At 71.3% G+C, this 20062-nt stretch carries 20 protein-coding genes; 11 read left to right on the plus strand and 9 right to left on the minus strand.

Features of this window, described 5'->3' with window-relative positions; translation table 11 throughout:
- The 3 genes from AC1DP0_RS01745 to AC1DP0_RS01755 all read right to left on the minus strand — a co-directional run.
- The coding region (locus tag AC1DP0_RS01745; RefSeq protein ID WP_478082177.1) for a helix-turn-helix domain-containing protein at window positions 1-199 on the minus strand (199 nt) is incomplete at its 3' end.
- Between the two features lie 47 nt (window positions 200-246).
- Entirely contained in the window at window positions 247-1122 is an 876-nt protein-coding gene (locus AC1DP0_RS01750) for a CDP-alcohol phosphatidyltransferase family protein (protein WP_478082178.1), read from the minus strand.
- A 56-nt stretch (window positions 1123-1178) separates the two neighbouring features.
- Window positions 1179-1844: a phosphatidylserine decarboxylase gene (locus tag AC1DP0_RS01755; protein WP_478082179.1), complete on the minus strand. Its 666-nt coding sequence runs from the start codon at window positions 1842-1844 to the stop codon at window positions 1179-1181.
- Window positions 1845-1980: 136 nt separating this feature from the next.
- Here AC1DP0_RS01755 and AC1DP0_RS01760 point away from each other — a divergent pair, with 136 nt between their 5' ends.
- From AC1DP0_RS01760 to AC1DP0_RS01780, 5 genes are all read left to right on the plus strand, one after another.
- Complete coding sequence (locus AC1DP0_RS01760; RefSeq protein WP_478082180.1) at window positions 1981-2691, plus strand: ABC transporter ATP-binding protein; 711 nt, start codon at window positions 1981-1983, stop codon at window positions 2689-2691.
- Window positions 2688-3467, plus strand: coding sequence for an ABC transporter permease (locus tag AC1DP0_RS01765; RefSeq protein ID WP_478082181.1), 780 nt, complete (start codon window positions 2688-2690; stop codon window positions 3465-3467). Before AC1DP0_RS01760 ends, AC1DP0_RS01765 begins: the two co-directional genes overlap by 4 nt.
- 57 nt (window positions 3468-3524) lie before the next feature.
- The gene (locus AC1DP0_RS01770; protein ID WP_478082182.1) at window positions 3525-4007 is read left to right on the plus strand and encodes a DUF2231 domain-containing protein; all 483 of its coding nucleotides are present in this window, start codon (window positions 3525-3527) and stop codon (window positions 4005-4007) included.
- An 84-nt stretch (window positions 4008-4091) separates the two neighbouring features.
- A complete protein-coding gene (locus AC1DP0_RS01775) occupies window positions 4092-5057 on the plus strand; it encodes a COX15/CtaA family protein (RefSeq protein ID WP_478082183.1) in 966 nt (321 codons plus the stop codon).
- 35 nt (window positions 5058-5092) lie between these two features.
- Window positions 5093-6106 (plus strand): NUDIX hydrolase, encoded by a 1014-nt coding sequence (locus AC1DP0_RS01780; protein WP_478082184.1) that lies wholly within the window; start codon window positions 5093-5095, stop codon window positions 6104-6106.
- Window positions 6107-6141: 35 nt separating this feature from the next.
- Here the strand turns inward: AC1DP0_RS01780 and AC1DP0_RS01785 are convergent, their stop codons facing one another.
- A complete protein-coding gene (locus AC1DP0_RS01785) occupies window positions 6142-7116 on the minus strand; it encodes a heme o synthase (RefSeq protein WP_478082185.1) in 975 nt (324 codons plus the stop codon).
- A gap of 182 nt (window positions 7117-7298) precedes the next feature.
- On the opposite strand from AC1DP0_RS01785, the gene tkt reads away from it, so the two are divergent.
- Genes tkt through pgl form a run of 6 tightly spaced genes read left to right on the plus strand, consistent with a single transcriptional unit; the run spans window position 7299 to window position 16029 of the window.
- Window positions 7299-9662: a transketolase gene (tkt, locus tag AC1DP0_RS01790; RefSeq protein ID WP_478082186.1), complete on the plus strand. Its 2364-nt coding sequence runs from the start codon at window positions 7299-7301 to the stop codon at window positions 9660-9662.
- A 5-nt stretch (window positions 9663-9667) separates the two neighbouring features.
- Window positions 9668-10780 carry a transaldolase gene (gene tal / locus AC1DP0_RS01795; RefSeq protein WP_478082187.1) on the plus strand — a complete coding sequence of 371 codons (1113 nt, stop codon included), beginning with the start codon at window positions 9668-9670 and terminating at the stop codon, window positions 10778-10780.
- Window positions 10777-12417: a glucose-6-phosphate isomerase gene (locus AC1DP0_RS01800; protein WP_478082188.1), complete on the plus strand. Its 1641-nt coding sequence runs from the start codon at window positions 10777-10779 to the stop codon at window positions 12415-12417. Before tal ends, AC1DP0_RS01800 begins: the two co-directional genes overlap by 4 nt.
- Window positions 12414-13955 carry a glucose-6-phosphate dehydrogenase gene (gene zwf, locus AC1DP0_RS01805; protein WP_478082189.1) on the plus strand — a complete coding sequence of 514 codons (1542 nt, stop codon included), beginning with the start codon at window positions 12414-12416 and terminating at the stop codon, window positions 13953-13955. The genes AC1DP0_RS01800 and zwf overlap by 4 nt, the downstream gene beginning before the upstream one ends.
- Window positions 13952-15298 (plus strand): glucose-6-phosphate dehydrogenase assembly protein OpcA, encoded by a 1347-nt coding sequence (locus AC1DP0_RS01810; RefSeq protein ID WP_478082190.1) that lies wholly within the window; start codon window positions 13952-13954, stop codon window positions 15296-15298. The genes zwf and AC1DP0_RS01810 overlap by 4 nt, the downstream gene beginning before the upstream one ends.
- Window positions 15295-16029 carry a 6-phosphogluconolactonase gene (gene pgl, locus AC1DP0_RS01815; RefSeq protein ID WP_478082191.1) on the plus strand — a complete coding sequence of 245 codons (735 nt, stop codon included), beginning with the start codon at window positions 15295-15297 and terminating at the stop codon, window positions 16027-16029. The genes AC1DP0_RS01810 and pgl overlap by 4 nt, the downstream gene beginning before the upstream one ends.
- A 115-nt stretch (window positions 16030-16144) precedes the next feature.
- On the opposite strand, the gene AC1DP0_RS01820 is transcribed toward pgl, so the two are convergent.
- From AC1DP0_RS01820 to gap, 5 genes are all read right to left on the minus strand, one after another.
- Window positions 16145-16495: an RNA polymerase-binding protein RbpA gene (locus tag AC1DP0_RS01820; protein ID WP_442278081.1), complete on the minus strand. Its 351-nt coding sequence runs from the start codon at window positions 16493-16495 to the stop codon at window positions 16145-16147.
- A 12-nt stretch (window positions 16496-16507) separates the two neighbouring features.
- On the minus strand, window positions 16508-16753 hold the full coding sequence (gene secG / locus AC1DP0_RS01825; RefSeq protein ID WP_344947380.1) for a preprotein translocase subunit SecG: 246 nt from the start codon (window positions 16751-16753) through the stop codon (window positions 16508-16510).
- A 147-nt stretch (window positions 16754-16900) separates the two neighbouring features.
- On the minus strand, window positions 16901-17713 hold the full coding sequence (tpiA, locus tag AC1DP0_RS01830; RefSeq protein ID WP_478082192.1) for a triose-phosphate isomerase: 813 nt from the start codon (window positions 17711-17713) through the stop codon (window positions 16901-16903).
- Window positions 17713-18921: a phosphoglycerate kinase gene (locus AC1DP0_RS01835; protein WP_478082193.1), complete on the minus strand. Its 1209-nt coding sequence runs from the start codon at window positions 18919-18921 to the stop codon at window positions 17713-17715. Before AC1DP0_RS01835 ends, tpiA begins: the two co-directional genes overlap by 1 nt.
- A gap of 108 nt (window positions 18922-19029) precedes the next feature.
- On the minus strand, window positions 19030-20034 hold the full coding sequence (gene gap / locus AC1DP0_RS01840; RefSeq protein ID WP_478082194.1) for a type I glyceraldehyde-3-phosphate dehydrogenase: 1005 nt from the start codon (window positions 20032-20034) through the stop codon (window positions 19030-19032).
- Window positions 20035-20062 lie beyond the last annotated feature (28 nt).

Consider the following 20062-nt stretch of genomic DNA (forward strand, 5'->3'; position numbering starts at 1 on the left):
GCTCGACGAGGGCGTCGAGATGGCGGCGGACCGCGGCCGGCGTCAGGTCGAGGTGGCGCCCCAGCTCGGCGGCCGAGATCGGGCCGTCGGCCGAGACCATGTGGAGCACCCGCGAGCGCGTGCGGGACTCGAGCGGCGAGACGTGCTGGACGTCCTCGCCGGCCTTCGTCTCACGCGGGGCGTGCTCTCCGATAAACACCACACCATTGTGACGTAAATGGGCCGCCCGCTCCAGTTAGGACGGCCTTACCGGCAGGGCCCGTCGTCGAGATCGTCGTCCGCGTCGTCTTCTGCGTCGTCGTCGGAGTCGGGGGGCATGATGACGGACGGCATCCGGGTGCGCGGCGGAGCGACGGCGTCCTCCCCGAACCAGCGGCGGCGCAGCGGCGCCGTCACCCACCCGAGCGGACACGTGAGGACGTAGCCGTAGGCCAGCGCCATGCCTGTCGCACCGGGAAAGAGCGCGAGTCCCAGCGCGATGACGACGCCGAGCGGCACCGTGATCCGGAGGTGCCGGGGCGAGAGCAGGTCGCGGAAGGACCGGAAGCGGAACGAGGACGCCATGAGCGCGGCCGGCACGACGCCTGCCGCGACCGGCACGAGCGGCGCCCAGTCGTAGAGCGGGTCGCCGATGGCGAGCACGGTGGAGATGACGACGCCGGCCGCACCGGGGCTCGCGAGGCCGACGAAGTAGCGCTTGTCGGCCAACGGGTCGATGGTGACGTTGAAGCGGGCCAGACGGTAGGCGGCGCAGGCCAGCCAGAACATCGCCCCGGCCCAGGCCCAGACGGGATAGGCCGGCAGCGCCCACGTGTAGACGAGCACGGCGGGCGCGATCCCGAACGAGATGAGGTCGGCGAGCGAGTCGAACTGCAGGCCGAACGGGGTGATCGCCCCGACGGCACGGGCGACCGCGCCGTCGCAGATGTCGAGGACGATCGAGATCCCGACGAGGACCGCTGCCGCACGGAAGTGGCCCTGGAAGGACAGCAGCACCGACGAGAACCCGCAGAGCATGTTGCCGAGGGTGAAGAGGCTCGGCAGCGTGGCCCGGGCGCGGACGCGCGGGTTGAGCCGGTCGAGCGGGATGACGCGGGCGCCGGTGGCCGAGACCAGCCTCATCCGCCGGCCCACGCGGTCACGCCGCCGAGGTCGCTCCTCGGGTGCCGAGTCGCCGTTCACGAGAGGTCCGTCGCCGGGAAACGACCCAGCACCGTCTCTCCCCCGATGGCGTGCTTGCCCTTGGACACCTCGAGCTGCACCTCCGGCGGGACGAAGACGTCCATGCGGGAACCGAACTTCATCAGTCCCATCCGGGCGCCCGTGGCGATCTCGTCGCCCGGCTCGATCCGGGTCACGATACGGCGCGCGAGCTGTCCGACGAGCTGGCGGTAGATGACGCGGCGTCGCTGTCCGTCGACGACACGCTCGACGATGATCTCGCTGCGCTCGTTCTTCGTGGCGCTGTCGGCACGGTACGCCGCGAGGAACCGACCGGGCGTATGGGTGACGTCCACGACCCGGCCGCCGTAGGGCGAGCGGTTCATGTGCACGTCGAGCAGCGACAGGAAGATACTGACCTGCTGCCACTCACCGGGCGGTGCGATGCCCGCCTGGGGCTCCCCGACGTGCATGACGATGCCGTCGGCGGGTGCGAGCACGACGCCCGGGTCGGAGACCGGTGTGCGGTCCGGGGTGCGGTCGGGGTCGCGGAAGAAGAGGGTCACCCCTGCCGTAAGCAGGCCGAGGGCGGCGGTCGTACGCGGTCGGCGGGCCAGCGCGGCGATCACCGTGGGCACGGCGGCCAGGGCGGTGAAGGGCTTGGCGGCTGGGTCGATCTTCACGGGTGGGCTCTCCGTCAGGGTCGAGTGGTCGGTCGGTCGAGAGGATGGGCGGTGGTCGCAGAGCGTAGGGGGTACGCCGGCGGCGACCGAGGTGCGATGGCCGGGGTCGTCGGGACCGAGCCTAGACTCATGAGCCATGACCGCTGCGGTGACACTGTCCGACCTCCACCGCACCTTCGGTCAGGTCGCGGCCCTCGACGGACTGACGTGGAGCGCGCCGGTCGGACGCATCACGGCGGTGCTCGGGCCCAACGGGGCGGGCAAGACGACCGCGATCGAGTGCGCGGTCGGGCTGGGCCGTCCCGACAGYGGCACCGTGCGGGTGCTGGRCACCGACCCGTGGCAGGCGAGCGCCGACCACCGCGCCCGCGTCGGCGTCATGCTGCAGGCCGGTGGCCTGCCCAACGGCACGAAGCCGTTGCGCCTGCTCCACCACCTCTCCCGGCTCTACGCCGACCCCGTCGACGTCGACTCGGTCGCGCGCCGGCTCGGCGTCACGGACTTCGCGTCGACGACGGTCCGCCGGCTCTCCGGGGGCCAGAAGCAGCGCCTCGCGCTCGCCGCGTCGCTCCTCGGTCGCCCCGAGGTCCTCTTCCTCGACGAGCCCGCGGCCGGACTGGACCCGCACGGCCGTCTCGACGTGTGGGACCTCGTGGCCGAGCAGCGCGACGCGGGCACCACCGTCGTCGTGACGACCCACTCCTTCGAGGAGGCCGAGCGGCTCGCCGACCACCTCGTCATCATGAACGGCGGACGCACCGTCGCGGAGGGCACACCGGGATCGGTGACCGGCAACCGCTCCCTCGAGGACGTCTACTTCAGCCTGACCCGCAAGGGAGCCGCGTGACCACCCCCACCACCCCCAGGACGTCGACGACCCCCCGGGCCGCGACGCAGCGACGCCGCATCCTCACCCAGGCCGGGTTCGAGGTCGGGAGCCTGCTCCGCAACGGCGAGCAGCTGCTCGTCTCGCTGGTCCTGCCCACGATGGCGCTCATCGGGCTCAGCATGACCACCTCGCCGAGCCTGGGCCCCGGCACCCGCATCGACGTCGCGACGGCCGGGGTCATCGCCCTGTGCGTCATCTCGACCGCCTTCACGGCGCAGGCCATCTCGACCGGCTTCGACCGTCGCTACGCGGTGCTGCGCTACCTCGGAGTCACGCCCCTCGGCCGCGGGGGCCTCGTCGCCGCCAAGGTGCTGGCCACGCTCGCCGCCGAGGTGCTGCAGATCGGCGTCATCGCCGTCCTCGGCCTCGTCCTCGGGTGGCGACCGGAGACGTCCGGGATCGCGTATGCCGTCCTCTTCGTCGTCGTCGGCACGTGGGCCTTCGTGGCCCTGGCCCTCCTGCTCGCCGGGACCCTGCGGGCCGAGGCCGTGCTGGCTATCGCCAACCTCGTGTGGGTGCTCCTCCTCGGGTTGGGCGGCGTCATCGTGCCACGCACGGAGCTGCCGCCCGGCGTGTCCCACGTCGCTGCCTACCTGCCCTCCGCCGGCCTGGCCGACGGCCTCCGTTCGGCTCTCGTGGACGGACGGCTGAACCTGCCCGCCCTCGGTGTCGTCGTCGCCTGGGGACTGGTCGCCACGGTCCTCGCGGCGCGTCTCTTCCGCTTCGACGACTGAACGCACGAGACTGACCGGACCGCTCGACACCGACGACCCGACCGGCCTGGAGGCGATGTGTTCGACGAGATCCTGGGTCTTCCGATGCATGCCCTCGTCGTCCATGCGGTCGTCGTGCTCGTGCCCCTGTCGGCAGCGTCGGCGGTCGCCTACGTCGTCCGGCCCGCTTGGCGGCGCGCGCTGCGCTGGCCGACCGCCGCCGGCGCCGTCATCTCCGGGTCCTCGGCCTTCGTCGCGGCCGAGAGCGGTGAGGCCCTGCAGCGCCGCGTGTCGCGGGTCCGCTCCGGCACGACGGACTTCGAGCTGCTGAGCACCCACGTCGCCTGGGGCGACCGCGCCCGGCTCTTCTGTCTCCTCTTCATGGTCCTCACCCTCGCCGCGCTCTGGTTCGTGCGGCCGCCGGAGGAGGAGTCGCCCCGCGGTCACGCGGTCGGGCTGCTCGCCGGGACGCTCGTCGTGCTTACGGCCGTCTCCGCGGTCGTGACGGTCGTCGTGGCCGGCCACGCCGGCTCGCAGGTGGTCTGGCATGACCTCGCCTGACCGGCCGTCCGAGGCGTCGGAGACCGGTCCCGAGCGGCCCAGGGTGATGCGAGAGCACCGCGCCCGGCGGCATACCCTTGCGGGGTGTCCTCCACACCTACCGTGACCCACGTCGACCGCGCGACCGGCACGAGCCGTCTCGCCCGGGCGGCGGGTCACCTTCCTGCCGTCCCGGCGCGCTGGGTCCGTCCGCTCCTGCTCGCCAACCTGGTCGGAGAGGTCGGCATCGTGGTCACCGGGGGCATCGTGCGCCTGACCGGCAGTGGGCTGGGGTGCAGCACCTGGCCGGAGTGCCAGCCCGGCTCCTTCACGCCGGTCCGCACTCCGGCGAGCTCCTACCACGACCTCGTCGAGTTCGGGAACCGGACGCTGACCGGTGTCGTGAGCGTCCTTGCGCTCGTCTCGCTCTGGGTGGTCATGACCCGCTGGCCGCAGCGTCGTCGCCTCCACCTCGTCGCGGTCGGCGTCCTCGCCGGCATCCCCGCGCAGGCCGTGCTCGGCGGGATCTCGGTCCTCACGGGACTCAACCCGTGGAGCGTCATGCCGCACTTCCTGCTGTCCATGGTCCTCGTCGCGCTGTCGGCGGCGCTCGTGCGTGGAGCAAGCGACGACATGTCGGGCCCGGGCGAGCTCGTCGTGCACCCGCTCGCCCGGACCCTGGCGCTCGGCACGAGCGCGGTCGGCGCGGTGGTGCTGCTCCTCGGGGTCATCGTGACCGGCTCCGGACCGCACTCCGGTGATGCCGACCGGCCGGCACGGACCGGCTTCGACCCACGGTTCGTGTCGTGGATGCACGCCGATGCCGTCATGCTCTTCTGCGGACTCGTCATCGCCACCCTCGTCGCGGTGCGCATCAGCGCCACGACCGACGAGGCGCGTCGGGCCTGGACCATGGTGCTGCTCGTGACGGTTGCGCAGGGCCTCATCGGCTACGTGCAGTACTTCACGAAGCTTCCGGAGCTCCTCGTCCTCGTCCACATGCTCGGCGCCAGCCTGCTCGCCGTCGCCCTGACCTTCGGGGTCCTCTCGACGAGGCGCCACCCCGTCTGACCCGACTGACGCCAGGACCTCCCTAGGCTGTGGTCGTGACCGACCAGCCGACGCTCCGCGAGGGCGAGCTCGTGCTGCGTCCGTGGACGCTCGACGACAGCGACGTCACACGCCCCCTGCACGACCGCGAGATCGCCCGCTGGTTCGACTTCCCGGCCGTCGGACCGTCAGCGGACGAGCATCGCGGCTGGATCGAACGGACCCGGTCCGAGTGGGCGGAACGGACCAGGGTCACCTACCTGGTCGAGTGGCGCGGACGCGCCGCCGGCACCGTGGACGTCCGCGTGCAGGACCCCGGCGTGGGCGTCCTCTCCTGGGCGGTCTACGCGCCCTTCCGCGGGCAGGGGCTGGCGTCGCGGGCGGTGCGCGTGCTCGTCGAGTGGGCCTTCGACGCGCTTGCCCTCGAACGCGTCGAGGCGCACGTCAACCCCGAGAACCGGGCATCGGTGCGCACCGCGCTGCGGGCGGGCCTGCGGCGCGAGGGGCAGCTGCGCGGCAACGCGACGCTTGCCGGGGTGCGGCAGGACACCGTGGTGCTCGGCCGCCGCCGCGACGACGCCCTGCCGGACACGCAGCAGGGCTTCACGGCGATGCTCGACTCGACCCTGCCGACCAAGCGGGCCATCGCCCAGGGCGTCCTGCGGTCGGGCTCGGGTCACGTGCTCCTGTGCGAGCTCGTCTACAAGCGCGAGTGGGACCTGCCGGGCGGCGTCGTCGACCGGCACGAGTCCCCGGCCGCCTGCGTCGTGCGCGAGGTCCGGGAGGAGCTGGACCTCGTCGTCAGCGCCGGCCCCCTGCTCGCGGTCAACTGGCTGCCGGCCCTGCACGGGTGGGCCGACGCCACGGTCTTCGTCTTCGACCTCGGAACCGTCGACCCCGCCGTCATCGAGCGGGCACACCTGCAGCAACGCGAGATCCGCGACGTCCACTGGACCGGCCCCGGCGACTGGCCCGGACACGTGGCGCCGTACAACGAGCGGCTCCTCACGGCCCTGCACCGGCACGCCGGAGGGACGCTCTACCTCGAGAACGGCACGCCGACGTCCTGAGCGCGCTGCTTGGTGCGTGGCGGTCTGGGTCTCGCTCAGGAGAAGAACGGCAGCGGCAGGTGCCAGATGGGGTCGAGCGCCACGCCCACGAAGAGGATCGTGAGGTAGGTGATCGAGAAGTGGAACAGGCGCATCGGCTTGAGCACGTCCTCGGCCGCGCCCGCCCGTGCCCTGGCGAGAAGCCGGTGCGCCTCGGTCAGGAAGAGCGCCCCGGCGACGATCGCGGCAGCGGTGTAGACCCAGCCGACGTGCTGGACGGGAACGAGCGCCAGCGACGTCAGCACCATGGCCCACGAGTAGACGACGACCTGCCGCGCGACGACGACGAAGCGCTCGACGACCGGCAGCATCGGCACGTGGGCCGCGGCGTAGTCGTCCTTGTAGCGCAGCGACAGCGGCCAGTAGTGCGGCGGCGTCCAGAAGAAGATCACGAGGAAGAGGATGAACGCCGACCAGCTGAGCGAACCGGTGACGGCGGACCAGCCGATGAGCACCGGCATGCACCCCGCCGCGCCACCCCACACGATGTTCTGCGCGGTGCGGCGCTTGAGCAGCAGGGTGTAGCCGAAGACGTAGAAGAGCAGTGCGCCGAGGGCGAGCCAGGCGCTCAGCCAGTTGACGAGGAGCCCGAGCCACACCGTCGAGACGACGGTCAGCGCGACGCCGAAGACGAGAGCGCCGCGRGGGCTCACCGTGCCGGTGACGAGCGGGCGTCGGCTCGTGCGGTGCATGATCGCGTCGATGTCGCGGTCGATGTAGCAGTTGAGGGTGTTGGCAGCGCCCGCCGAGAGCGTGCCGCCGACGACTGTCGCGACGACGAGCCAGAGGTCCGGCACGCCCTGCTCGGCGAGGAACATGACGGGGATCGTCGTGATGAGGAGCAGTTCGATGATCCGCGGCTTCATCAGCGAGACGTACTGTCCGACGAGGAACTTCACCCCGCTGCCGTCCGGACCGTGGAGCGCCGAGAGATCGGCGCGGGGGTCCACCGTTGTCACGAAGATCCTCACCGCTGGTACGTCGCTCCGACCCCTTTGGGTACGTGAGCATTGCGATCGCAAGTCTAGACCGTCGCCGAGGACGGTCGGCACGCCGCGGTGCCGGCCACCGGGCGAGGTGTCGTCCGTCACAGCGCGGGGACTAGGCTCGTGGCCGTACGTGATCAACCCCTTTGCTGAAGGAGAACCGTTCCGTGCCCACTGCTGCGTCCAGCACCGCCCTCGAGGCGAAGAAGCCCACCAGAACCACCACCACGCGGACGGCGAAGACGAAGGGCCTGCTGGCACAGCGCGACCCGGGTCTGCCACTGCCGGTGGCGAGGAAGGCCGGGTGGAGCGACCTCGACGTGCGCGCGGTCGACACGACCCGACTGCTCGCTGCCGATGCCGTGCAGAAGGTCGGCAACGGCCACCCCGGTACGGCCATGTCCCTGGCCCCGCTGGCCTACCTGCTCTACCAGAACGTCATGACCCACGACCCGTCCGACCCGACCTGGCTCGGACGCGACCGGTTCGTGCTGTCCTGCGGCCACTCGAGCCTGACGCAGTACATCCAGCTCTACCTCAGCGGCTACGGGCTCTCGCTCGACGACCTCAAGTCGCTGCGCACGTGGGGCTCCCTGACGCCCGGACACCCCGAGGTCCACCACACCCCCGGTGTCGAGATCACGACCGGCCCGCTCGGCTCCGGCCTCGCGTCAGCCGTCGGCATGGCGATGGCGCAGCGCCGCCAGCGCGGCCTCTTCGACCCGGACGCGAAGCCGGGCACGAGCCCCTTCGACCACCACGTCTACGTCATCGCCTCCGACGGCGACATGCAGGAGGGCGTCTCCCACGAGGCCTGCGCGCTCGCCGGCCACCAGGAGCTCGGCAACCTCACCGTCGTCTACGACGCCAACCAGATCTCGATCGAGGACGACACCGACATCGCGTTCAGCGAGGACGTCGCCGCACGCTTCGAGGCCTACGGCTGGCACGTCGTCGAGGTCGACTGGCGGCAGGACGCCGACGGCGCGACCTACGTCGAGGACGTCGACGCGCTCCTCGCCGCGATCCGCTCCGGCGACAAGGTCACCGACAAGCCGACCCTCGTCGTGCTCCACACGATCATCGCGTGGCCCGCGCCCACGAAGCAGAACACCGGCAAGTCCCACGGCTCGGCCCTCGGCGACGAGGAGGTCGAGGCCACCAAGGAGCTGCTCGGCTTCGACCCGAAGAAGAACTTCGCCGTCGAACCCGCCGTCCTCAAGCACGCCCGCGACGTCGTCAAGCGGGGCAAGGTCGCCCACCGCGAGTGGGACAAGGCATACAAGGCGTGGCGCAAGGCCAACCCCGACCGCGCGGACCTGCTCGACCGCATCCTCGCCGGCGAGGCACCGGCGGGGCTGCAGAAGGCGCTGCCGACGTTCCCGGCCGACGCGAAGGGCGTCGCGACGCGCGCCGCGTCCGGCAAGGTGCTCACCGCCCTCGCCGACGTCATGCCGGAGCTGTGGGGCGGCTCGGCCGACCTCGCCGAGTCCAACAACACGACGATGGAGGGTCAGCCCTCCTTCATCCCCAAGGGCAAGCAGACCCGCGAGTGGAAGGGCGGTCCCTTCGGCCGCACCCTGCACTTCGGCATCCGCGAGAACGGGATGGGCATGATCCTCAACGGGATCGCGCTCGAGGGCCTCACCCGTCCCTACGGCGGCACGTTCCTCGTCTTCTCCGACTACATGCGCCCCGCCGTGCGACTGGCCGCGATCCAGCAGGCCCCGGTGACCTACGTGTGGACGCACGACTCCATCGGACTCGGCGAGGACGGCCCGACCCACCAGCCGATCGAGCACCTCGCCGCCCTGCGCGCCATCCCGGGACTCGACGTGGTCCGTCCCGCCGACGCGAACGAGACGGCGGCCGCCTGGGCGCAGATCCTCACCAACGGCGAGGGCCCCGCAGCGCTGTGCCTGACGCGCCAGCCGGTGCCGACGTGGGACCGCAGGAAGTACGGCAAGACGAGCGGCGTCGCCAAGGGCGCCTACGTGCTCGTCCAGGAGTCGCGTGCCGGTGACCCCGACGTCGTCCTCGTCGCGACCGGCTCCGAGGTGCAGCTCGCGGTCCAGGCCGCCGAGCGCCTCGAGAAGTCCCGCATGTCGACGCGCGTCGTGTCGATGCCGTGCCGGGAATGGTTCGAGAAGCAGAGCCGTTCCTACCAGGACAAGGTTCTGCCGCCGGCAGTCCGCGCCCGCGTCAGCGTCGAGGCGGGGGTTTCGATGGGCTGGCACGACGTGGTCGGCGACGCCGGGCGCATCGTCAGCATCGAGCACTTCGGCGCCTCCGCCGACCAGGCCACCCTGTACCGCGAGTTCGGCCTCACCGCCGACGCGGTCGTCAAGGCCGCGAAGGACTCCATCAAGGCTGCCAAGGGCTCCGCGACCAGGGCCCCGGGGGTCACCGAGACCAACCCGGCCCGCGCCGCCCAGAGCGCGTCCACCGACGTCATGGGTGGTGACGCACGGACCGGCAGCGGCAACGCCGCCGGCGCGGCAGCCGCATCCGCTACGAGCAAGGGGAAGTGACCAGCATGACCAACCCGAACACCCAGGCGCTCTCAGACGCAGGCGTCTCGATCTGGCTCGACGACCTGTCTCGCGAGCTCATCGAGACCGGCAAGATCTCGGAGCTCATCACCGAGCGCAACGTCGTCGGCCTCACCTCCAACCCGTCGATCTTCCAGGCCGCCCTGTCCAAGGGCAAGCGCTACAACGACGACCTGGCCGCCCTGACCAGGGACGGCAAGAGCGTCGAGGAGGTCGTCCACGAGCTCACGACGTCGGACGTCCGGAGCGCCTGCGACCTCTTCCTCCCGCTCTACGAGTCGACCAAGGGCGTCGACGGTCGCGTCTCCATCGAGGTCGACCCGCGCCTCGCGCACGACACCGACAAGACCGTCGAGCAGGCCAAGGAGCTGCATGGCGCGGTCGACCGTCCGAACGTCCTCATCAAGATCCCGGCCACCAAGGCCGGGCTCCCGGCCATCACGGCGGCCATCGCCGAGGGCATCAGTGTCAACGTGACCCTGATCTTCTCCCTCGAGCGCTACCGCGCCGTCATGAACGCCTACCTCGAGGGGCTGGAGAAGGCGCACGCGGCCGGCCACGACCTGTCGAAGATCCACTCGGTCGCCTCGTTCTTCGTCTCCCGCGTGGACACCGAGATCGACAAGCGCCTCGATGCCATCGGCACCGACGAGGCCCGCGGCCTCCGGGGCAAGGCCGGTCTCGCCAACGCACGCCTCGCCTACCAGGCCTTCGAGGAGGTCTTCTCGACGCCGCGCTGGGCCTCGCTGGCCGAGGCGGGCGCCAACCTGCAGCGCCCGCTGTGGGCCTCCACCGGGGTCAAGGACCCGGCCTACCCCGACACGATGTACGTCACCGAGCTCGTCACGGCCGACGTCGTCAACACGATGCCGGGCACGACGCTCGAGGCCACCGCCGACCACGGTGACATCCACGGCGACACGGTGACCGGCGGCTACGAGCTCGCCGGCAACCTCATCGACGACCTCGAAGGGGTCGGCGTCTCCTACAACGAGGTCGTCGAGCAGCTCGAGACCGAGGGCGTCGACAAGTTCGAGAAGGCGTGGGGGGAGCTGCTCGACGGCGTCACGGCAGAGATGGAGAAGGTGACCGCATGAGCTCGCTGTCCGTCAGCGCATCAGGAGCAGCGGCGGACGCGATCGGGAGGCACGTGCCGACCCTCGTCGAGGACTCCGTCGCCAGCCGGCTCTTCGCCCAGGACCCCACCCTTTGGGGTCCTGGCGCCGAGTCCGAGTCGCGGATCCGCCTGTCGTGGGTGGGTCTCCCCCGCTCGTCCCGCCCCCTCGTCGGTGAGATCGCCGCCCTGCGCGACTCGTTCGCGGAGCAGGGCCTGGACCACGTCGTGCTCTGCGGCATGGGCGGGTCGTCGCTCGCGCCGGAGGTCATCTGCGCGACGGCAGGCAAGCCGCTCGTCGTGCTCGACTCCTCGGACCCCGACTACGTCCGCCGCGCCCTCGGCGACGACCTCGACCACACGGTCGTCGTCGTCTCGAGCAAGTCCGGCTCCACGGTCGAGACCGACTCGCAGCGCCGCGCGTACGAGCAGGCGTTCACCGATGCCGGCATCGACCCGGCGTCGCGCATCGTCATCGTCACCGACCCGGGCAGCCCGCTCGACGAGGAGTCGCGCGCCAAGGGCTACCGCGTCATCAACGCCGACCCGGACGTCGGGGGTCGCTACTCCGCCCTGACCGCCTTCGGCCTCGTGCCGAGCGGCCTCGCCGGGGTCGACGTCGAGGCGCTGCTCGACGAGGCGGAGTCCGTGGCCGACGTGCTCGCGAGCGACGACGACGCCAACCCGGGCCTGCGCCTCGGAGCCGCCATGGGCGGCACCGAGCCGCTGCGCGACAAGCTCGTCCTCGTCGACGACGGCTCGGGCATCGCCGGTTTCGCCGACTGGGCCGAGCAGCTCATCGCCGAGTCCACCGGCAAGAACGGCACCGGCGTGCTGCCTGTCGTCGTCGGGGGGGACGAGGACCCCGAGGTGACCTGGCCGGCGGCCGACGTCACCGTGGCGCGTCTCGTGTCCGCCGACAGCGAGCTCACACCAGGAGGTGACGTCGCGTCGGAGGTACGCGTGGGCGGCGCCCTCGGTGCCCAGCTGCTCCTCTGGGAGGTGGCGACGGCCGTCGCCGGTCGCCTCCTCGACATCAACCCGTTCGACCAGCCCGACGTCGAGAGCGCCAAAAAGGCTGCTCGTGCCCTGCTCGACCAGGGCACCGCCGCGACCGCCGACCCGGCCGCGACGGACGGGGCCATCGAGATCCGCACCCTGGGCGGCCCCGACGGCTGGCTGGGGGACGCCCGGACCGTGCCCGAGGCCCTCGACGCCCTGTTCGCGCAGCTCGACCCGCAGCGCGGCTACGTCTCCGTCATGGCCTACCTCGACCGGCTCGCCGACGCCGACCTGGCCGAGTGCCGGGTGCCTCTGGCGCGACGCACCGAGCGTCCGACGACGTTCGGCTGGGGCCCCCGCTTCCTGCACTCGACCGGTCAGTTCCACAAGGGCGGCCCGGCCGTCGGCGTCTACGTCCAGGTGACCACCGCCCCGAAGGAGGACCTCTCGATACCCGGACGTGAGTTCACCTTCGGCGACTTCATCGCCTCCCAGGCGGGCGGCGACGCCGCGGTCCTCGCCGACCACGGTCGTCCCGTGCTCCAGCTGCACCTGACCGACCACGACGCAGGTCTCGCGCAGCTGCGCGAGGTGCTGCTGGCAGGAGGGCGTGCATGAGTCCCGCGCGGATCGCGCACGGTCACAATCCGCTCCGTACGGCCGAGGACAAGCGCATCCCCCGCATCGCGGGACCCTGTGGACTCGTGCTGTTCGGGGTGACCGGTGACCTCGCCCGCAAGAAGCTGATGCCGGCGATCTACGACCTCGCCAACCGCGGGTTGCTGCCGCCGGGCTTCTCGCTCGTCGGCTTCGCCCGCCGCGACTGGGCGACACAGGACTTCGGCCAGGTCGTCCACGACGCCGTCAAGCAGCATGCCCGCACGCCCTTCAGCGAGGACGTCTGGCGCAACCTCTCCGAGGGCTTCCGGTTCGTGCCCGGCACGTTCGACGACCCCGCGGCGTTCGACCTGCTCGCCAAGACGGTGGCGGAGCTCGACGCGGATCGTGGCACCGGTGGCAACCACGCCTTCTACCTCTCCATCCCGCCGGGCTTCTTCGCCACCGTGTGCGAGCAGCTCGAGCGGTGCGGCCTGACCACCGCCGAGGGTGACAGCTGGCGACGGGTCATCATCGAGAAGCCCTTCGGCCACGACCTCAAGAGCGCCCAGGTGCTCAACGAGATCGTCGAGAGCGTCTTCCCCCCCGACTCGGTCTTCCGCATCGACCACTACCTCGGCAAGGAGACGGTCCAGAACCTCCTCGCCCTGCGCTTCGCCAACCAGCTCTTCGAGCCGGTGTGGAACGCCAACTACGTCGACCACGTGCAGATCACGATGGCCGAGGACATCGGGATCGCCGGCCGCGCGGGCTACTACGACGGCATCGGTGCAGCGCGTGACGTCATCCAGAACCACCTGCTCCAGCTCCTCGCGCTGACGGCGATGGAGGAGCCGGTCTCCTTCGACGCCAAGGACCTTCGCGCGGAGAAGGAGAAGGTGCTCTCCGCGGTCCGTCTCCCTGCGGACCTCGACAAGGGAGCCGCCCGCGGGCAGTATGCCGCCGGCTGGCAGGGCGCGGAGGAGGTCGTCGGCTACCTCGACGAGGAGGGCGTCGACCCGACGTCGGTCACCGAGACCTTCGCCGCGGTGACCCTCGAGGTCGACACCCGTCGGTGGGCGGGTGTTCCCTTCTACCTGCGCACCGGGAAGCGCCTCGGCAAGCGGGTCACCGAGATCGCGGTCGTCTTCAAGCGGGCGCCACACCTTCCCTTCGAGCACACCGCGACGGAGGAGCTCGGCCAGAACGCCATCGTCATCCGCGTCCAGCCCGACGAGGGCGTCACACTGCGCTTCGGCTCCAAGGTGCCCGGGGCGCAGATGGAGGTCCGTGACGTGACGATGGACTTCGGCTACGGCTCGTCGTTCACGGAGGCCTCGCCCGAGGCATACGAACGCCTCATCCTCGACGTGCTCCTCGGCGACCCGCCGCTCTTCCCCCGACACGAGGAGGTCGAGTCGTCCTGGCGGATCCTCGACCCGCTCATGAGGCACTGGGCCAAGTCGGGCAAGCCGGAGCAGTACCCCGCGGGCACGTGGGGACCGCCCTCGGCCGACCGGATGCTCGAACGCGATGGACGTACGTGGAGGATGCCGTGATCCGGGACCTGACCGACACCACCACCACCGGGATCAGCAAGACCCTGGTGCGCCTGCGCAACGAGGTGGGCGCGCTGGCGCTCGGGCGTGTGCTGACGCTCGTCGTCGTCGTCGAGGACACCGACGCCGGCAACGCCATCGAGGTCGCCAACCAGGCGAGCCGACAGCACCCCTGTCGCATCATCGTCGTCATCGCGGGCGACCGCCGCGGCAAGAACCGCCTGGACGCCCAGATCCGCCTCGGTGGGGACGCCGGAGCGAGCGAGATCGTCGTGCTGCGGCTCTACGGCGCCCTGGCCAACCACGGCCCCAGCGTCGTCGTGCCGCTGCTGCTGCCCGACTCCCCCATCGTCGCCTGGTGGCCCGGCGAGGCACCGGCCGACGTCGGCAAGGATCCCATCGGCGCGATGGCCCAGCGTCGCATCACCGACGTGGCCCAGCACCGGAACCCCCGGCTCATGCTGAAGAAGCGGGCGGCGAGCTACGCGCCGGGCGACACCGACCTCGCCTGGACGCGTATCACCCGCTGGCGTGGCCTGCTCGCAGCGGCGCTCGACCAGCCGCCGTACGAGCCCATCACCGGCGCCGTCGTCAGCGGCGCCCCCGACTCCCCGTCTTCCGACCTGCTGGCGGCCTGGCTCTCGCGCCGGCTCCGCGTGCCCGTTCACCGGGTGTCGACACCGCGCGGTTCGGGCATCGCCTCGGTGCGTCTCGAGCGCAAGAGCGGCCCCATCGACCTCGTGCGCCCGGGGGACGTCGTCGCGACCCTGTCGCAGACGGGCCAGCCGGACCGGCGCATCAGTCTCCCGCGCCGCGAGCTCCCGGAGTGCCTGGCGGACGAGCTCCGTCGCCTCGACCCCGACGATGCCTACGAGGATGCGATCCTGCACGGTCTCGGCGCCCTTCAGCCGGTGCGTCTCACGGCCGCGGCGGCGGCCAAGGCCGGCAAGGCGCCCGACCCCGCAGAGTCGCGTCGTCTCGCCGCCCGCCTCGGCCGTGACGAGTCGGCGCAGGAGGCCAGTGCCATGAYCGCCGCGCCACCGGCACCCGAGCACGCCGAGACCGAGGAGGTCCGGACGGCGACGGCGCGCAAGCTCGCCGGCAAGCGCACGTCCCGCGAGAAGCAGTCGGACAAGGCCCGCAAGAAGGCGGCCTCGAACGGCACGGGCGCAGCGAAGAAGGCCACGACGACGAAGAAGGCCACGACGACGAAGAAGGCCACCGCGGCCGCCTCGGCTGCGACGTCCACGGCGAAGCGAGCGACCGCGAAACGGACCACGGCGAAACGGGCCACCGCCGCCAAGGCCACGCCGAAGAGCGCCGCCGGGACGGCGTCCTCGTGAGTGCCGAGCCCCGGGTCGTCGTCCATCCGGACAAGCAGGCCCTCGCCGACGGCGCCGCGGCCCGGCTCGTCACGGCGCTCGTCGACGCCCAGACCCGTCAGCCGGAGGCGCAGGTGGCCCTGACCGGCGGGTCGATGGGCTCGGCGATCATCGCCTCGGTCCTGGCGACGCCGGGCCGCTCGGCCGTGGACTGGTCGCGCGTCCGCGTCTGGTGGGGTGACGAGCGCTACCTCCCGGCCGGCGATCCCGACCGCAACGACACCCAGAACGACGAGGCGGGCCTCGGCGCGCTGGGTCTCGACCCGGCGAAGGTGCACCGGGTGGCCGGACCGGACACGTCCGAGAGCGCCGAGGCCAGCGCCGAGGCCTACGCCCGGACGATCCGGGAGCACGGCCAGGGGGCCTGGGACGTCGTGCTCTTCGGCGTGGGTCCCGACGGGCACGTCGCGTCGCTCTTCCCGCACCACGCCGCCCAGCGGGTCACCGACGCCATCGCAGTGGCCGTGCACGACTCCCCCAAGCCGCCACCCGATCGCGTCAGCCTGACGTTCGAGTGCTTCGAGCGCAGCCACGAGGTGTGGTTCCTCGTCGCCGGCGACGACAAGGCCGACGCGGTGAAGGCCGCCCTCGCTCCGGAGGCTGACCGGTGGGACGTCCCGGCGGCCGGTCCTCGCGGCAGCGACGCCACCCTGTGGCTCGTCGATGCCCCGGCGGCTTCGCGACTCGGCTAGGCAGGTCGACGTCGGCAGACGGCATACGTCGTCGGTCGGCGCGTGGTACGACGAAGGGCCCGGGAGATCCCGGGCCCTTCGTCGTGCGGCCGCCCCCGGGGGACGGCCGCTGAGGTCACTGGATGAGGCCGCGCTCGCGCAGGGTGCTGAGGGCCTCGTCGAGGATCGCGGCGCCGTCGGCGTCGCTGCGGCGCTCCTTCACGTAGGCGAGGTGCGTCTTGTAGGGCTCGACCTTCGGCGCTGCCGGAGGGTTCTGCTTGTCCTGTCCGGCGGGGAGGCCGCAGCGCGGACAGTCCCAGGTGTCGGGCAGGACCATGCCGGGCTCCTCGGCGAAGCTCGGGCGCGTCTCGTGCCCGTTGGCGCACCAGTAGGAGATGTGCACGCGAGGGGCGGAGTCACCACGCTCTGCCTCGCCCATCGGGCCGGCGCCGACCCGGCTTCCACGAATGGCGTTACCGCTGGCCATCTACTCGTCCTCTCAGCTCACGAAGCGGGCCAGCAGGCCCAGACCGATGATGGATGCCGCCCAGACCGAGGCCACGGCCACGGTGAAGCGGTCGAGGTTGCGCTCGGCGACCGACGACCCTCCGAGCGACGTGGACATGCCCCCGCCGAACATGTCGGACAGGCCGCCACCCTTGCCCTTGTGCAGCAGGATGAACAGGGTCAGGACCAGGCTGGACAGCACCAGCAGGACCTGCAGCACGATGCGAACCGCATCCACGTGGTCACTCCAAATCGTCGGGGTCCCGGGGGTCGGTGGGGCCGGTCGGCCCCTCCCCCACATGTTCCGGGGCTCGGGCAAGGAKACCTGCCCGAGGGCCCAACGGCCGAACGGACCTCTCGGAGGCCGTCCGRCCGTCGGGGCTGCTCAAGAGGTGGCGAGGTGGTCGCGGAAGCGACAGATCGACGCGAACTCGGCGGGGTCGATCGACGCGCCGCCCACGAGGGCGCCGTCGACGTCCTCCTGGGCCATGATCGCCGCCACGTTGTTCGCCTTGACGCTGCCGCCGTAGAGGACGCGGACACCGTCGGCGACGTCGCCGCTGTAGAGCTCGGCGAGCAGCGTGCGGATCGCCGCGCACACCTCCTGCGCGTCGTCGGGGGTCGCGACCTCGCCGGTGCCGATGGCCCAGATGGGCTCGTAGGCGATGACGATCGACGCGGCCTGCTCCTTGGTCACACCGTCGAGGTTCTCGCGCAGCTGCGCCAGGACGTGCTCGACCTGACGCCCCTCCCTGCGCACGTCGAGCCCTTCGCCGCAGCAGAGGATCGGCGTCAGGCCGTGGGCGTATGCCGCCTTGACCTTCGCGTTGACCACCGCGTCGGTCTCGGCGTGTCCTTCGCGTCGCTCGCTGTGTCCCACGGCGACGTAGGTGCACCCGAGCTTGGCCAGGAAGGCGCCCGAGATGTCGCCGGTGTAGGCACCGGACGGGTGCGGCGACAGGTCCTGCGCGCCGTACTTCAGGTCGAGCTTGTCACCCTCGACGAGGGTCTGGACCGAGCGCAGGTCGGTGAACGGCGGGAGCACGGCGACCTCGACGGCCGCGTGGTCGTGCTTCGCGTCGCGCAGCGTCCAGTCGAGCTTCTGCACGAGGTGCGTCGCCTGGAGGTGGTCGAGGTTCATCTTCCAGTTGCCGGCCATGAGCGGCACGCGCCCGACCGGCTTGGTGTTCTTCGCCATCAGGCGTCGCCCTCCTGGAGCACGGTCAGACCGGGCAGCTCCTTGCCCTCGAGGTACTCGAGGCTGGCACCGCCGCCGGTGGAGATGTGGCCGAAGTCCGAGTCGGCGAAACCGAGCTGGCGCACGGCCGCAGCGGAGTCGCCACCGCCGACGACGGTGAGCGCGCCCGCGCTCGTCACCTCGACGAGGGCCTGCGCGAGCGCCTTGGTGCCGGCGGCGTAGGGCGCCATCTCGAAGGCGCCCATCGGCCCGTTCCAGAAGACGGTGCGGCAGTCCGCGAGCTTGTCGGCGAACAGGGCGCTGGACTCGGGTCCGATGTCGAGGCCCATCCGGTCGGCCGGGATCGCGTCGGCCGCGACGACCTCGTGGGCGGCGTCGGCGCTGAACGCGTCGGCCGCGACGACGTCGACGGGCAGGACGATCTCGACGCCCTCCTTGTCGGCGCGGTCGAGGTAGCCCTTGACCGTGTCGATCTGGTCGGCCTCGAGCAGGCTCTTGCCCACCTCGTGGCCCTGGGCCGCGAGGAAGGTGAAGACCATGCCACCGCCGATGAGGAGACGGTCGGCGGTGCCGAGGAGGTTGCCGATGACGCCGAGCTTGTCGGACACCTTCGCGCCGCCGAGCACGACGGCATACGGCCGCTCCGGGTCCTGGGTGAGGCGGCGCAGGACGTCGACCTCGGTCGACACCAGGTCGCCCGTCGCGTGCGGGAGCAGGCGGGCGACGTCGTAGACGGAGGCCTGCTTGCGGTGCACGACCCCGAAGCCGTCGGAGACGAACACGTCTGCGAGGGAAGCGAGCTCACCGGCGAAGTCGGCCCGCTCCTCGTCGGTCTTGCCGGTCTCGCCGGCATTGAMACGGAGGTTCTCGAGGACCAGCACCTGGCCGTCCTGGAGGGCGGCCGCCTTGGCCTTGGCGTCGTCACCGACGGTGTCCTCGGCGAACACCACGTCGGCGCCGAGCACCTCGCCGAGGCGCTTCGCCACCGGCGCGAGGGAGTACTTGGCCTCGGGGGCGCCCTTGGGCCGGCCGAGGTGGGCACAGACGATGACGCGGGCGCCGGCGTCGGCCAGGCCCTTGATCGTCGGGGCCGAGGCGCGGATGCGCCCGTCGTCGGTGATGGTCGAGCCGTCGAGCGGCACGTTGAGGTCGGACCGGACGAGGACGCGCTTGCCGCGCAGGTCCCCGAGGTCGCTGGTGGTCTTCACGCGTGATGCCTCTTCGTCAGTTGGGAAGTCAGCCGGGCCCGGATGACACGAGTTCGGCCACCGTCCCCGGTGCTCGCACAGGAGCGCCGGGGACGGTGGCCGGGTGGCTCAGAGGGACGTGCCGACGAGCGCGACGAGGTCGACGAGGCGGTTGGAGTAGCCCCACTCGTTGTCGTACCAGCCGACGACCTTGACCTGGTTGCCGATGACCTTGGTGAGGCCGGCGTCGAAGATGCACGACGCGGGGTCGGTCTCGATGTCCTTGGAAACGATCTCGTCCTCGGTGTAGACGAGGAAGCCCTTGAGCGGGCCCTCGGCGGCGGCCTTGACCGCGGCGTTGACCTCCTCGACCGTGGTCTCGCGGCCGGCCTCGAACGTCAGGTCGGTCGCCGAGCCGGTGGGCACGGGGACTCGGAGGGCGTAGCCGTCGAGCTTGCCCTTGAGCTCGGGCAGGACGAGCGACACGGCCTTGGCGGCGCCGGTCGTCGTGGGGACGATGTTCAGGGCGGCGGCGCGTGCCCGACGGAGGTCCTTGTGCGGCGCGTCCTGCAGGTTCTGGTCCTGCGTGTAGGCGTGGATCGTCGTCATGAGGCCCTTGACGATGCCGAACTCGTCGTTGAGCGCCTTCGCCATCGGCGCGAGACAGTTCGTCGTGCACGAGGCGTTGGAGATGACGGTGTGCTTGGCGGCGTCGTAGAGGTCGTGGTTGACACCCATGACGATGGTGATGTCCTCGTTCTTGGCCGGGGCCGAGATGATGACCTTCTTGGCGCCGCCGTCGATGTGCGCCTTCGCCTTCTGCGCGTCGGTGAAGAAGCCCGTGGACTCGACGATGATGTCGGCGCCGACGCCGGCCCAGTCGATGTTGGCCGGGTCGCGCTCCTCGAAGACGCGAATCGCCTTGCCGTCCACGATGATCGACGTGTCGTCGTAGGTGACCTCACCCGGGAAGCGGCCCAGGATCGAGTCGTACTTGAGCAGGTGGGCCAGGGTCTTGTTGTCCATGAGGTCATTGGTGGCCACGACCTCGATGTCGGCTCCGGACGCCACGATGGCGCGGAAGAAGTTGCGGCCGATGCGGCCAAAGCCGTTGATACCAACGCGAACGGTCACTGCTGTGCACCTCTTCGGTGAGACTGTT

It is taken from the genome of Terrabacter sp. P5_B1, assembly GCF_056400505.1.

What these genes read in the sequence shown, in the direction of transcription:
- tpiA (WP_478082192.1), bottom strand. Translation starts at nt 17,713, where the DNA reads ATGGCGAAGAACACCAAGCCGGTCGGGCGCGTGCCGCTCATGGCCGGC.
- AC1DP0_RS01820 (WP_442278081.1), bottom strand. Translation starts at nt 16,495, where the DNA reads ATGGCCAGCGGTAACGCCATTCGTGGAAGCCGGGTCGGCGCCGGCCCG.
- AC1DP0_RS01800 (WP_478082188.1), top strand. Translation starts at nt 10,777, where the DNA reads ATGAGCTCGCTGTCCGTCAGCGCATCAGGAGCAGCGGCGGACGCGATC.
- zwf (WP_478082189.1), top strand. Translation starts at nt 12,414, where the DNA reads ATGAGTCCCGCGCGGATCGCGCACGGTCACAATCCGCTCCGTACGGCC.
- AC1DP0_RS01750 (WP_478082178.1), bottom strand. Translation starts at nt 1,122, where the DNA reads ATGAGGCTGGTCTCGGCCACCGGCGCCCGCGTCATCCCGCTCGACCGG.
- tal (WP_478082187.1), top strand. Translation starts at nt 9,668, where the DNA reads ATGACCAACCCGAACACCCAGGCGCTCTCAGACGCAGGCGTCTCGATC.